The sequence below is a fragment of the Natronospira sp. genome (assembly GCF_007134575.1).
GTDB classification, from domain to species: domain Bacteria; phylum Pseudomonadota; class Gammaproteobacteria; order Natronospirales; family Natronospiraceae; genus Natronospira; species Natronospira elongata.
In genome coordinates, this window is the sequence record NZ_SLKM01000157.1 from 1 (window position 1) to 12,913 (window position 12,913).

Below are 12,913 nucleotides of genomic sequence, written 5' to 3' on the forward strand. Positions count from 1 at the left end.
ATCGGCAAGACGTGGATGATCGGCCTGGGATAGTTTCCTGGGACCGGGAACTGGGCGCCGGTGAGACTCTGGAGTTGCCGTTCGGCTACAAGGCAAGCTGGCCCGAGTCCGAGCCAGGCATCGACAACTGGTGAATCCAACCTGCCACTTCGGCGCCCTGTATCGCCGACTGGCGGCAAGTGCTGGTGACTATGGCCGCGAATTGAGGATGGCATCTACTGCTGACTTCACCTTCTCGACTTCATCGAGTGCGTTGGGCCAGTGGGGGGCGAAGCGGAGCCAGCCGGCCGGGCTGGCGACGGAAATTCCCTGGTCGGCCAGGGCGGCGGCCCAGTCGGCGGCGGGACGGTGGTCGGGCGGTCGCACGCTTAGAATGCCGGAGCGGTTCTCCGCCTCCGCCATGCGGGCGCTTTCAAAGCCGCGCTCGGTCAGTGCCGGTTCCAGGGCATCCAGCCAGACCTGCACATGGGCATGAATGTTCTCCACGCCGATGGATTGAATCAGCGTCACACTGGCCGACAGCCCGGCGCAGCCGATGGAATTGAAGGTCCCTGATTCCAGCATCCGTGCGCCGTGCTGAAAGGGACGGTCATAGCGCAGGGTCTCGGGGCCGCCCGTGAGAAACTCGAAAGCGTTCTCGTGGCTGATCCAGCCGGCAAGATGGGGCTCCAGTTGTTCGGCCTTGTCCCTTGAAACATAGACAAAACCCACCCCCTCCGGGGCCATCAGCCATTTGTGACTGCCGCAGGCCAGGTAATCGATGCCCATGGTTGTCACATCCATCGGTACCACGCCCACCGCCTGGATGGCGTCCACGAAAAACTCGCTGCCGTGGCGCTTGCAGAGCGCGCCCATGGTCGCCAGCGGCATGAGCTGGCCGGTGGTGAACTGGACGGCACTGACCGCCACCATTCGAATGCCGTCGGCGAGATGGCGTTCGAATTCCGCCAGGGCCGTTGCTCGGTCGTGGCGAAAATCCTCCGCGTACATCCACACGAGTTCCAGATCATGGCGCTTGGCCGCCTGCTGCCAGGGAGTGACATTGGTGGGAAATTCCCCGGCCAGCACCAATACCCGCTCTCGTGGTCGCCAGGGCAGGGAATTGGCAATGGCCACCACTCCCGCGGTGGTATTGGCCACCAGGCCGATTTCGCTTTGCCCGTCGGCGCCGATCAGCGTACCCAGCTGCTCCCGGAGCCGTTCCCGGCGCTCGACCTCCATTGGAAAAAAGCCCACGCCTTCCCGCGCCTGCGCTGCCATGACCTCATCCACCGCGGCTGAGACAGGCTTGCTTAGCGGTGAGATCGAGGCATGGTTTGCATAGACATGGAATTGAAGGTCGGGAAGCAGGGCCCGTTGACCCAGGGCCGCTTGAGGCTTGCCAGTGTCAGCCATCCATTCGCTCCGCGTGGGGAATTTCAGCAAGAATGTATGCAGCTGATCATGCCAGTCAGCTGTTCCCGAGCCAAGCGCCGCGGCTTCATCCCTGAAGCCGATGGCGACGCTGGTAATGGGCAGGGCTCATTTACCGGGCTGGATGAAGCGGAATTGCTGGGCTTCGTCCAGTTCGGCGACCAGGGCTTCTTCCTTGGCGGCGAGGGCTTTCAGGCGGGGGCACAGGGCCTCGGCGTGTGCCTCGATTTCGGCGGCGCGGGCTTCGACTTCGGCCTCAATGGTTTCTTCCAGGCCGGCAACCCGTTCTTCGATATGCTCTTCACCCAGTAAGAGGGCGGTCAGGGCCAGGCCAATACCGGCCTTGATGAGTTCGGGCTTGGCATTCTCCACTGCCTGTTTCACGCTTTGGTCGATCTGTTGGCCGAAGGTCTCGGCGTTGAAATCAGTGGTGGTGGCGATGGCTTCCAACAATTCTTCCCTGAGGCTTTCCAGGTCAGCATTCAGGTTCCGCGTCGCAGTCTCGCCGAATACGGTGGTCACGGCGGTACTGGCCGCGTAAATTCCGATATCCACCGCCTCCGCGGCAATAACCCGGAATTCCTCCACCAGCTCACGGACCTCCTGTTCATAGGCCGCCGCACGGGCGCTGCCTTCAGCCGAGAGGGGCATGGTTTGCCCGTCCACGGTCAGGCTGCCACCGGAGAAGCGTGCCGTCCGCTGCTCATCGGCAACCTCCACATGGGACTGGGTAATCTCCAGCTTGGGTGCCAGCGAGACACGGCAGTCGGAATTGAATTGCGCCGCCTGTGCCATGCTACCCAGGGCCATGGTTGCCGCCAGCAGCAGGCTGCTCATCGTCAATTGCTTGCTCATGATCAATCCTCCTTGTGAATCGGGCCGCGACTCGGATCGAGTAAGCGGTATTAGCGTTATAGATAACTACAACACCAATGTCAAGCGACCCAGTCGGCTTCTCTAGCCGACTGGGCCGCTTTCCGTTTACGACTGGCCTGTGAAGCTTGCGTGGCTGTTGATGAGATTTCGGTAATCGGGAATGTGATTGGAGAACAAGGCACCCAGACCTTCGACGTCGTTGCGCCAGTCACGATGTAACTCACAGGCCACGCCGAACCAGCTCATGAGCTGGGCACCGGCCTGTGACATGCGATCCCAGGCCGCGTCACGGCTAATTTGATTGAATGTCCCCGAGGCGTCGGTGACCACGAAGACCTCGAACTCCTCGGCCAGGGCCGAGAGGACGGGGAAGGCCACGCAGACTTCGGTGACCACGCCGGCGATGATCAGCTGCTTCTTGCCGGTGGCCTTCACGGCCTTGACGAAGTCCTCATTGTCCCAGGCGTTGATCTGCCCCGGGCGGGCAATATAGGGGGCCTCCGGGAAGGTCTCCTTGAGTTCCGGCACCAGCGGGCCATTGGGGCCGTCCTCGAAGCTGGTGGTGAGGATGGTGGGCAGCCCGAAGTACTTGGCCAGATCGGCCAGGGCCAGCACGTTGTTCTTGAAGGTGTCCGGCTCAATGTCCCTTACCAGAGACAGCAGTCCGGTTTGATGGTCCACCAGCAGCACGGCTGCCTGATCCTTGTCGAGTCGATTAAAGTTTTTCATGTTCCTCTCCAGATATTGGCGCCCGGATGGTCCGGGCTGTTTATGCTGCTCTCGCTGAAATCGGGTAGCGCGACTTCCAGCGATTGCTGAGGTTGGGCCGAGAGGCGCTCAGACGCTCCATGGGAGCGGTGATCTTGCTCCGCCTTGCTGTTCCCTGGTTTTGACTGTAGCGATCTTCAGCCTGTTATTGAGGCTATATGTAGAACGATAATTCGGCTAGGTGGGCGTTTATCAACAGTTCGTTCTCTAAATGGAACGAGAATGGGATTGGCAGGCTATCTATGGTTCCGTGAGGCGCGCCGGGCTTTGCTTGCGGATGCTGCGACAGGTGTGCAGTCGAAGTGGTGCTTGGTGTCCGGTCGGTCTTGATGTCTTGCCAAGTAATCCCTGGGGTGGTGTTGACGGCGGTCAATACGGACGATTCCCATCGGCGTATGTTGCATTTACCATTCATCTCCGATGTGCACACCCAGTTTCGGTAAAAGGTAGCGGTGCATGAAGAGCATGACTGCTGCGGCAGCGAAAGCGCCCAGGAATACACCGATTGCACCTCGGACATCGTGCATCAGATCAGGGGCCAGTATTAGTACGCCGGAGAGGGCCAGCATGATGATGCCGCCGACCAGCTTGAGGATACGCCCGTGCCGTTCTTCGAAACGGTCGACACGAAGTGTCGTCAGGGCAGTTACGAAGATCGCCAGTTCAATGAGCAGGTAGATCAGCAGGTATAGCCCAAGCAGGAAGGAGAAGAAGAGCCAATCGATGTCGTGAGTGGCAACGATGCCGCCCCAGATGACAGGGAAGCCGGCGGTACAGGGTAGCTCGATGAAAGCGATACCGCTTGCCATCACGGCGGTGGCGGCAATGAGTGCCGGTGTCGACCGGCCGTCGCGGATCAGGCCGCGAAAGCGGCGGTAGATGCCTGGCTTGTGCTTCTCGTCAATGGTGAAAGAAATCCCTCGCTGGAACCAGAAATAATCCTTGATATTGACCCCGGCAAAGACAAGCGCCAGGGTTGCAACCACCCAGTAGACCCAGTCGCTTGTCAGTAGCAGACTTAGCGCACCGAAAACACCGATAATGAATAGGCCGTAAATGGCTGCAGTCACCGCCAGGAAGGTCAGGCCTACCGCGAGGATTCGCTTGCGTGAGCCGGAATGAATCACCAGCGCCAGCAGGATTGTCAGAACCCAGAGTGAACAGGGATTGAATCCGTCGATGAAGGCGATCAGCGCTGTCGATATGGTGAGTGGTTGGACCATCAGGTCGATGGTTCCGACCAGGGGTAGGCTGATCGGGGCCGTTTCCTGTGCTGTCGCTTTCTGATCGAATCGCTGGCGGGTGTCACGCGAGTCGGGGCAGTCACCCCTCGCAAGACAGTGCTCTACATGGCTGGTTATTTGGTGCCGAATCAGGCGACTGTCCCCCAGCCAGGCTCGTCCTCCCACGAAGACAGCGGGTACCGAATCAGCCCCCGTACCATGGGCCGAGGCCACCGCACGAAACAGCTTGCGATTGTAATCGCTCTGTCGCACCTCGAAGAAATGGGTCGATAGTGCCTCGTGCGACTCGTCAAGGGCTTTGATGAAGGGCTTCTGAGCTTCACAGTGGGGGCAGGTATCACTGTGGAACACCAGCATGTGCAATTCATTCATCGGCGCGGCCACTGCGATGGGGGGTAGCAATAGCAGCAGGGTCAGAAAAAGTCGCAGGCGGAATCTGGGCATGCGAATTTCCCCACGATGAATGGAAAGCGAGGGAGGGGCGGGCCGGTGACTCGCTCAACCTCCATCCGGATTTCCTGCCTGGGCCAGAAGGGTTTAGGCCGCTTCGACACCTGCCTTATTATCTGCTTTTTTCATCTTGGTCTCCAGTTGGCTGGGGGGCAACCGATTCTGACCGATTCAGGTGCTGATTGGGTTCCCCCGTGCCGGGTGTGCAGTAGATTTCATACAGTTGGCCGATGATCTCCATGACACCGGGGTCGGCAATGCGGTAGTGGATATTCTGTGATTCTCGGCGGGTGGCGACCAGCTGGTCCTGGCGCAGTCGGGCAAGGTGCTGGGATAACGCGGATTGGCTTAGGGGAATCTGCAAGCTGAGTTCGGAAACGGTCTTTTCGCCTTGAACAAGCTGGCAGAGAATCATCAGACGATGAGAGTTGGCCAGCGCCCGCAACATGTGAGCGGCTTTTTCGGCATGTGCGGGCGCCAGCTCGGCCAACAGGGCCTTGCGTTTTCTCATTTCCTGGTCTTTTGTGGTCATGGTTGCCTTTATCGACTTTTCGCAGCAGCCTGTCGTTGTGCCCGCAGACGGCGGATGCCCAGCAGCCGGAGCATGGCTCGTTCGTAAGCGGGTTCAGCAACGCCCTTGCGCATCTTTCTCAGGAAGTACCATTCGAAGGCCGATTTGGCCCAGTGCACCCACTTCCCCTTTCGAGTCCAGGTCACATTGCGTGGCGGCATTTGGGGCATGGCCAGAAAGGCTGCACCGGTGTTCCCCATGTCAGCCAGACAGAGCGCATTCCAGGTGGCCCGTGCCTCAGGCTGCTCGCCGGCAATGGCCAGTTTGATGTTCTCCGCAATGGCGGTGTTCATGGACTCGATCATGTATCCGGTCTTGGGGGCTCCGGTGGGCACTGGCGTTTTTTCCACCGGCGGAATAGCCACACAGACACCGGAAGCATAGATATTTGGCCATTTGGGATTACGCTGGTATTCGTCGATTTGCACAAAGCCTCGTGGATTGCAGAGGCCCTCTACACTGGCAACCGGATCCACACCCTTGAATGCGGGCAGTATCATGGAAAAGACGGAATCGATCTGATGTTCCCTGCGGACTTCGCCCTGGTCATCATGTTCCTTGACGAAGACCTTGCCATCTTCCAGCTTCTCGGTGGATGCATTACAGACCCAGCGAATATCACGCTGCCGCAATTCATGTTCCAGCAAGCCCTTGGAGTCGCCCACGCCACCAAGGCCCAGATGGCCAATGTAGGGCTCGCTGCTTACAAATGTGATTGGTACCTGGTCTCTCAGGCCGCGTTTGCGCAGGTCACGATCCAGTATGAATGCGAACTCGTAGGCGGGGCCGAAGCAACTGGCTCCCTGGGCCGCACCGATCACTACCGGGCCGGGTGAGGCCAGAAGCTGTTCGTATTCGCCACGACAGTGTTCGGAGTGATCCAGTGTGCAGATGGACTGGCTATAACCGTCGGGGCCCAGCCCCGGGATTTCATCAAAAGCCAGCTTGGGCCCGGTGGTAATGGCAAGGTAGTCGTAGTCCAGGCCTTCACCACCCTTGAGCTCAATGCGCTGCGCATCGGGGTCGATGCCGACCATGCTGTCTACCACCAGATCGACGTTCCGCTTTCTGAGAGGAGGTGCCAGTGGCGTCGTGGTCTTGGGACGCTCTCGCCAGCCCACCGCGATCCAGGGATTGGACGGCACGAATTGAAAGTGGTCGGCAGGGCTGACCACAGTGATTTTTTGCTTCGGGCCGAGGGTCTTTCGCAGCTCAAGGGCCAGGGGCATGCCGGCCAGGCCGGCGCCAATGATTACAATGTGTGCCATGGTCTTATCCTCCAATGGCTGGCAATTCCCCGAAGGGAGAGCTTGATCCCTCAGCGCCAACTACGGGGAACAAATCGGCTTCAGTGCGCCTTTCGCGAGGCCACGTCCTAGGCATCCCGAAGTCCGGCCTTTCTTAGAATGGTCATCATGGGGCACCAGCAGGTGAAGGCCGACTGGATCAGATTAAGCGCCACGAAACCGGTGAAGAACAGCCAGTACTCGTGGTGGAAATGCGCGAGCAGAATGCTGGCCAATACAAAGCTGCCCGCAATGAGTCGAAGTGCCTGGTTTACGGTCATGGTGTTTCCTCCTGTCATGGAGACAATGAAAAGATTGCTCAGAAAGTGCGTTTCAGTCGCAGAAAGACACTGGAGTCTTTCTCGAACTGGCCGTAGAAAGTGTGATCATCCTCGCCGCCAAATAGATTGGCGCCTGCCGTCATGTACAGCTCGTCACTTAAGCGATAGTTAACCGTGGGCCGGAGGAACCAGTCCTCGTCGTCGGGAGAGTAGAAGCTCATCAGCCCGAGGGTGAGGTTGTCCCGCATCAACCTTTGGGTCAGGCGCACGGTAATGAGCTGGCGGTATTCTTCGGGCAGGGTGGCAGGATCCCCCTGGAAGTTGGCCTCCAGCTCATCGAAGTCCTGCAGCCATTCGACGTAGTACTGGGTGCCCAGGGTCAGGTTTCTGGCGATTTCCTGTTCGTATCCAGCAAGGAATCGAAACTCGCTGTTGGGCAGCATGGGGTCATCCCCATCGCGGTTGTCTGCCGAGTCGTAATAGGAGAACTCCAGGTTGTAGAGACCGGTCCCCAGCGGGCCACGCAGGCTGGCACCGAGACTGTTGAGTCGGGCAAATTCCAGATGGCCGCTTTCGGGGTTGAAAGCCGTCGGCTGGCCGAAGAAGCCGCGGTAGAGATAGATAGCCCATTCCTGTGAGCCGGCCATGCCGTAGATGCGGGTGGCCAGTTCACCGTTATCAAAGGTCCTGGCGGGGCGGTCCACCAGCGGCAGGGGCGGGGCGGCGGTCAGTTCACCCTGCATGGGATCGAAATACGACAGGCGCACGCCCTCAATGAAATTGTCCGGTTCGAAGAACGGTGTCCAGACCGCGTCGATATTGGCCCGGTCACCGAACCAGCTGACACGGACGGCGTCATTGGTCCCCTTGAGGTATTCGTCATCTCGACCGATCAGGAAGGACACCCAGTCCTTGGGGAACAAGTCATTGAGAAAGACCAGGTCGCCCGTCCCCCAGGTAAGAACCTGACGACCGAGCCGCACATCGGTGCGTTCGCCTACCGAAAAGCCGAGCCGCGCCTCGCGGACATCACCTGTCAGTTTGTCTTCCACGCTATCGGCCAGGCCGTCCAGCTTGAAGCGCCCGTCGATCCGATCACCCGCGTATTGCCCTTCCAGCTGGAAGCGAACCTCACCCAGCGGCATGTCATCGTCAATGAGGTCATTGCTGCGAGTACGGTAGCCCGCCGCACCCTCAATGAACCCGTACCAGGACAGGGGGGTCACTTCTTCATCACCCCATGGATCATTATCCCAGTCATCGGCCGTTGCCAGGGGCGGCAGGGCAATGAGCCCGATACCGGCCAGCAAGCCTGCCTTCAGAGTATTTGGCCGCACAATCATCGTGTCCTCCTTGTTCATTGACGCTGCAGCCACTGCCGGGGCGGATTCCTCAATGACCGTTCCGTGAAGACCGAATCAGGAATACCGATGTCATAGGCACTGTGGCGAAATTCCACCAGGGTGTATTCATCGTCCTTGAGGTTTTCCATTCGCATGCGGGTACCCGTGGGGTAGCCGTCGATCTCTTCCACTTCCTCAATCTGCATGCGTCGGTAGGTCTCGCCGGAGTCGTCCACGTACTCGGCCCGCATGGGCAGGAAGGTCTCGCGATCAATCCAGTTGTCGAAGTGGGCAAACTCGACAGTGCCTGGATCTCTGGGGGTGCTTCGGATGACGTAGTAGTCGTCTGTGGTTTCGATCAGCTCATGTTCATCATCTTCCAGGTGACGACCGGAGACATCCTCGTAGAAGACATGGGAGCCGACGAAGCTGGTGCGCTTGTCGCCGGGGGCAATGCGGCGAACCAGGTCCAGGCCGGGCAGATAAAGCCAGCGATCATCATCGGCGCCGGGATTCTTTTCCACCAGAAACACCGTGCCGCGGACATCGGAGGGTCGGCTGAATACCACCAGATAGCTCTGTTTGCCGTCTTCACCATCCTTGCGCAGCATGGTGAACTGGCGGACCTGCTCACGCCCGCGGCTATCGACAATGCGCATGCGCGCTTCGGCGCGTCCGTCGTCGCCGGCGTAGAAAGAGGCCTGGTTGGCCCGTTCCACGATTTCCATGGCGGTGGGGGTGTCGGCAGCCAAGGGGTTGCCGAGGCTGGTCATGAACAGCCCCAGGCCGGCGGCCGTGGAGAGCATCAGCTTGTTGAGTTTGACTGTCATCATTGTGTACCTCCTTGAGGTATCGATTGCGTGATTCATTCGCTTGTCGCCTTGACTTCCTGCGCGGCGTTGCGTCCGAAGAAAAGACCGGGCACCGTGCGCAGGATGGCGGGCAGCATCAACAGGGTGACGATGGCGGAGAGCGCCATGATGCTGGCCAGGAAGATGCCCACCGTGATGTAGGGGACCAATGCGGCGGTCAGCAGCGGCAGAAAGCCCAGGGAGATCACCACGGCATTGCGGGTGATGGCTCGAGCGGGTTCGCCGAAGACATACTCCATGGCCTGCTGCCAGCTTCCCGTTTCATTGAAGGCGCCGCGCATGCGCTGAATGAAGTGGATGGCAAAGTCCACGGAGAGGCCCAAACTGAGCGAGGACAGCACCGCCACCGGCATGTCGTAGGATTTGCCGATCAGGCCCATGACCCCGTAGATCAGCGCAATGGTCAGGGTGAGGGGCAAGACGGCCAGGATGCCGAACAGCAGGGAGCGGAACAGGGCAATCATCATCAACAGCACGATGGCGAAGGCCGAGAGCAGGGCCAGCAGCATCCCCTCCACCATCTCGCCCTGCCAGACCAGATTGACGTAGGTGGATCCGCCCCAGCTCAGGTCCACACCCTCCGGGAGAGGGTTGTCGGTGGTGTAGTGCGCAACGGCGTCCACCACGCGCTGCATGTCCTGATTGTCCCCGCTGGGCAGTTGCAGCCAGATACTGGCCGAGCGGTAGTCCTGGCTGACGAAGTGCCAGAGATCATGGGGGCGATGGGAGCCCTGGAAACTCAGGATCGACTGGGCCACGCCCGCCGGTGAATCCGGGATGCGGTAGTCCTCGGGCTCACCGCTGACCAGCTCCCGGTTGATGGTCTTGACCAGATCGGCGAGGGAATTGGATTTGCCCACATGGCCTTCCTGCTCCAGCCAGCTCTGCAGGCCGGCCATGTAGCGCAGTGCCTCCGGGGTCTGGAAATAGAGGGCTTCGCTGCGAACGGCCTCGGCCGCCTCCAGAATGGCTTCCCAATATTCAGCTTCTTCCATGGATACCTCGAAGAGCAGGTCATCCAGGGCAAACATGAGGTTGTCGAGCATCACACCCGGATCATCGGCGGCGGACTCTTCCAACAGGTCCTGCCACTGCTGATCGAGCTCAAAGCCTTCTTCGCGCGCCTCGGTCAAGAGGGGGTTAACCCGATCCTGAAGGGAACGCTCCAGGTCACCCGCTTCACCCTGTTCCAGCACGATGTAGGCCTCGTAGGTGCCGGCGAAATGCTCGTTGAGGACCGCATCCGCCACGCGAATCCGATGGTCCTGCTTGAACCAGCGCGTGGGGTTGTCGTTGATCTGGATCTGGGTAATGCCGAACACGGCGATCGCCAGCAAGGTCACGAAACTCACCAGCAGGGACTTGCTGTAGCGGGTGGCGAAACGGCCGGTGGCGGACATGAATTCACACAGTTTGCAGTCCGCGCCCTTGCCCTCGCTCTCATGTTTCTTGACCCGCGCCACCATGCGGTCCACCGCGGACTGGGGCAGGGCAGCGATGAAGGCCGGCAGGAAGGTGAGTGTCAGGGCCATGGCGAAGAGCACGCCCACGGCGACAAAGGCACCGAAGACCTGGACCGGCGGGATCGGTGTCAGGGTGAGGGACGCGAAACCCACGGTGGTGGTCAGGGCGGTGAAGATCACCGGCTTGTAGAGGCTCTGGATGACTTCTTCCATCACCGCCCGGGTGTCATCACCGGCGCGGCAGCGATCGGTAAAGCCTGACAGCACATGGATGGAGGCCACTACTGCGATAGGCATGAGGAAGATGGGGATCATGGAGCTCATGATGTGCACGGTGTAACCCATGCCGATCAGCAGCCCCATGATGGAGATCACCGTGGCCATGGCCAGCAGCATGGGCGCCACCACCAGTGGCACACTGCGGAAGAAGTAGAGCATGATCAGAAAGATCAGGACCCCGGCCAGGGGCGCGGAAATGGCCATCTGCTGGAACATCTCCACGCCGAAGGTATCCTGCGCCACCGGTTGGCCGGTGATGTGGAATTCATCACCACTGTCCAGGCGGTCAATGATGGCCTGAATCTCGGTGGAGATGCGGTGGCTTTCATTCTTGTCCACGATGGGGACATAAATCCCCGCCGCCTTGCCGTCCTCCGAGACCAGCGTGCCGTAGAACATCGGCAGGCGTTCCACTGCCTGGCGGATAGCGTCGGCCTCGCCCTGGGTTTCGGGCGGGCGGTCCATCATCCAGTCGAAACTGATGGTGCCGGGGCTTACCTGTTCCACGTTGTCGACGGTGGCCAGGGACAGCATGTCGCGGCTGATTACCCCGTCAATATTTTCTATGCCCTCGGATAGCTGCAAGAGGGCAGAGAGAGATGTCGGGTTGAACACCCCCTCGGGGTGCTCCGAATTCACCACGCCCACCACGATCATGTCGTAGAGATCGAACAGTTCCTTGATGCGGTTGTGCTCGACCCGATCGGGCTGCTCGGCGGACAGCATGTTCTCCGGATCTGTATCGATGGTGATACGCGGGATCATCAGTCCCATGACCAGGGCGATGAGCGCGGTCAGGGCGAAGACCCACCAGCGGTATTGCATGCTGTAGCGAGCAATGAGGCGTCCCATGTTCGTATCTCCAGTATGTGCTCAATTAGAAGATGCTAATAAATATAGTGTCAATTCACGCTGCCGTCAAGGCATGGGGCTTATCTGGTCAAAGCAATCTGCGGCCACATCCACCCCCTGCGCTGGGCCTGGCGCTGCCGGGGCGGGGCCCGGCAGCGGGAAGTCCCTGTCTCAGTCTCCGCCCAGTGATCGTGGCGGGTGATGACCACAATCATCGGCAGGCGCCTTGGCTGGCCGCGGCCCGTCAGTCGTGCCCGCTGTTCCCGCCCGGCGCCTTGCCCAGCAGATTGAGTGGGACCTTGAGATAGCTGACATCGTTGTCTTCCGCTGGCGGCAGCTTGCCGGCACGCATGTTGACCTGCACCGAGGGGATGATCAGGCGTGGCATGGGCAGGCCGGCATCCCGTTCCTGACGCATCTTCACGTACTCTTCGCGGGCCACACCCCGGCCGGCGTGGATGTTCCGCTCCCGTTGCTCGGCCACGGTGGTCTCATGTTTGATCTCGCGACCGCCAGGGCCGTAGTCGTGGCACATGAACATGCGGGTCTCGGGGGGCAGGGAGAGCAGTTTCTGCATTGAGTCAAAAAGCATCCCGGCATCACCACCGGGAAAATCCGCCCGGGCACTGCCGGCGTCCGGCATGAACAGGGTGTCACCCACGAAGACCGCATCCCCGATCAGGAAGCTGTTGCTGTCGGAGGTATGCCCCGGCGTATGCATGACTTCTATGCTCAGGCCACCTGTTTCCAGCACTTCACCGTCCTTGAGCAGGTGATCAAACTCTGCCCCGCGGGGCTGGTATTCATTGGGCAGATTGAACACCTTGGAGAAACGATCCTGGACCGCCTGGATCCCTTCACCGATGGCCACCCTGGCGCCCAGTTCCCTGGCCAGGTAGGGGGCGGCAGAGAGGTGGTCGGCATGGGCGTGGGTCTCGAGGATCCATTCCACCGACAACTGATTGTCGCGAACAAAATCGAGAATGCGGTCGGCGGTTTCGGTCCAGGTGCGGGCCGCCTTGTAGTCGAAATCCAGAACCGGATCGATGATGACGGCGCCTGACCCTGTCGGGGGCCGCACAACATAGGAAAAGGTATTGGTGTCTTCGTGGAAGAAGCTCGTGACTTCGGGTTTCATGATCGTCTCCGAATTAAAGATTAGTTAAATCTAATATATAGCCGGTATCGACCTGGGTCAAGGGATTCGAAAGTCAA

At 59.8% G+C, this 12,913-nt stretch carries 11 protein-coding genes; all 11 read right to left on the reverse strand.

The genetic code is table 11. The features are described 5' to 3' along the window. Positions 1-189: 189 nt before the first annotated feature. Complete coding sequence (locus tag ACJWXQ_RS06280; protein ID WP_346051228.1) at positions 190-1,395, reverse strand: aminotransferase class V-fold PLP-dependent enzyme; 1,206 nt, start codon at positions 1,393-1,395, stop codon at positions 190-192. Between the two features lie 126 nt (positions 1,396-1,521). Further along, the gene (locus ACJWXQ_RS06285; protein WP_346051227.1) at positions 1,522-2,268 is read right to left on the reverse strand and encodes a DUF2884 family protein; all 747 of its coding nucleotides are present in this window, start codon (positions 2,266-2,268) and stop codon (positions 1,522-1,524) included. A 126-nt stretch (positions 2,269-2,394) separates the two neighbouring features. Continuing rightward, positions 2,395-3,018 (reverse strand): isochorismate family cysteine hydrolase YcaC, encoded by a 624-nt coding sequence (ycaC, locus tag ACJWXQ_RS06290; RefSeq protein ID WP_346051226.1) that lies wholly within the window; start codon positions 3,016-3,018, stop codon positions 2,395-2,397. 443 nt (positions 3,019-3,461) lie between these two features. After that, positions 3,462-4,745, reverse strand: a complete 1,284-nt coding sequence (locus tag ACJWXQ_RS06295) for a thioredoxin (protein WP_346051225.1) — start codon at positions 4,743-4,745, stop codon at positions 3,462-3,464. Between the two features lie 118 nt (positions 4,746-4,863). Beyond that, on the reverse strand, positions 4,864-5,262 hold the full coding sequence (locus ACJWXQ_RS06300; RefSeq protein ID WP_346051224.1) for a metalloregulator ArsR/SmtB family transcription factor: 399 nt from the start codon (positions 5,260-5,262) through the stop codon (positions 4,864-4,866). 29 nt (positions 5,263-5,291) lie between these two features. After that, on the reverse strand, positions 5,292-6,590 hold the full coding sequence (locus ACJWXQ_RS06305) for an FAD/NAD(P)-binding oxidoreductase (protein ID WP_346051223.1): 1,299 nt from the start codon (positions 6,588-6,590) through the stop codon (positions 5,292-5,294). A gap of 107 nt (positions 6,591-6,697) precedes the next feature. Continuing rightward, the gene (locus ACJWXQ_RS06310) at positions 6,698-6,889 is read right to left on the reverse strand and encodes a DUF2892 domain-containing protein (protein ID WP_346051222.1); all 192 of its coding nucleotides are present in this window, start codon (positions 6,887-6,889) and stop codon (positions 6,698-6,700) included. A gap of 38 nt (positions 6,890-6,927) precedes the next feature. Further along, positions 6,928-8,232, reverse strand: coding sequence for a hypothetical protein (locus ACJWXQ_RS06315; protein ID WP_406672389.1), 1,305 nt, complete (start codon positions 8,230-8,232; stop codon positions 6,928-6,930). Positions 8,233-8,246: 14 nt separating this feature from the next. After that, on the reverse strand, positions 8,247-9,065 hold the full coding sequence (locus tag ACJWXQ_RS06320; protein ID WP_346051220.1) for an outer membrane lipoprotein-sorting protein: 819 nt from the start codon (positions 9,063-9,065) through the stop codon (positions 8,247-8,249). A gap of 32 nt (positions 9,066-9,097) precedes the next feature. Further along, a complete protein-coding gene (locus ACJWXQ_RS06325) occupies positions 9,098-11,698 on the reverse strand; it encodes an RND family transporter (protein ID WP_406672390.1) in 2,601 nt (866 codons plus the stop codon). A 244-nt stretch (positions 11,699-11,942) separates the two neighbouring features. After that, on the reverse strand, positions 11,943-12,836 hold the full coding sequence (locus tag ACJWXQ_RS06330; RefSeq protein ID WP_346051218.1) for an MBL fold metallo-hydrolase: 894 nt from the start codon (positions 12,834-12,836) through the stop codon (positions 11,943-11,945). Positions 12,837-12,913: the final 77 nt, after the last annotated feature.

Coding starts and splice junctions, on each gene's coding strand:
- ACJWXQ_RS06280 (WP_346051228.1), bottom strand. CDS start 1,395: ATGGCTGACACTGGCAAGCCTCAAGCGGCCCTGGGTCAACGGGCCCTG.
- ACJWXQ_RS06285 (WP_346051227.1), bottom strand. CDS start 2,268: ATGAGCAAGCAATTGACGATGAGCAGCCTGCTGCTGGCGGCAACCATG.
- ycaC (WP_346051226.1), bottom strand. CDS start 3,018: ATGAAAAACTTTAATCGACTCGACAAGGATCAGGCAGCCGTGCTGCTG.
- ACJWXQ_RS06295 (WP_346051225.1), bottom strand. CDS start 4,745: ATGCCCAGATTCCGCCTGCGACTTTTTCTGACCCTGCTGCTATTGCTA.
- ACJWXQ_RS06300 (WP_346051224.1), bottom strand. CDS start 5,262: ATGAGAAAACGCAAGGCCCTGTTGGCCGAGCTGGCGCCCGCACATGCC.
- ACJWXQ_RS06305 (WP_346051223.1), bottom strand. CDS start 6,590: ATGGCACACATTGTAATCATTGGCGCCGGCCTGGCCGGCATGCCCCTG.
- ACJWXQ_RS06310 (WP_346051222.1), bottom strand. CDS start 6,889: ATGACCGTAAACCAGGCACTTCGACTCATTGCGGGCAGCTTTGTATTG.
- ACJWXQ_RS06315 (WP_406672389.1), bottom strand. CDS start 8,232: ATGATTGTGCGGCCAAATACTCTGAAGGCAGGCTTGCTGGCCGGTATC.
- ACJWXQ_RS06320 (WP_346051220.1), bottom strand. CDS start 9,065: ATGATGACAGTCAAACTCAACAAGCTGATGCTCTCCACGGCCGCCGGC.
- ACJWXQ_RS06325 (WP_406672390.1), bottom strand. CDS start 11,698: ATGGGACGCCTCATTGCTCGCTACAGCATGCAATACCGCTGGTGGGTC.
- ACJWXQ_RS06330 (WP_346051218.1), bottom strand. CDS start 12,836: ATGAAACCCGAAGTCACGAGCTTCTTCCACGAAGACACCAATACCTTT.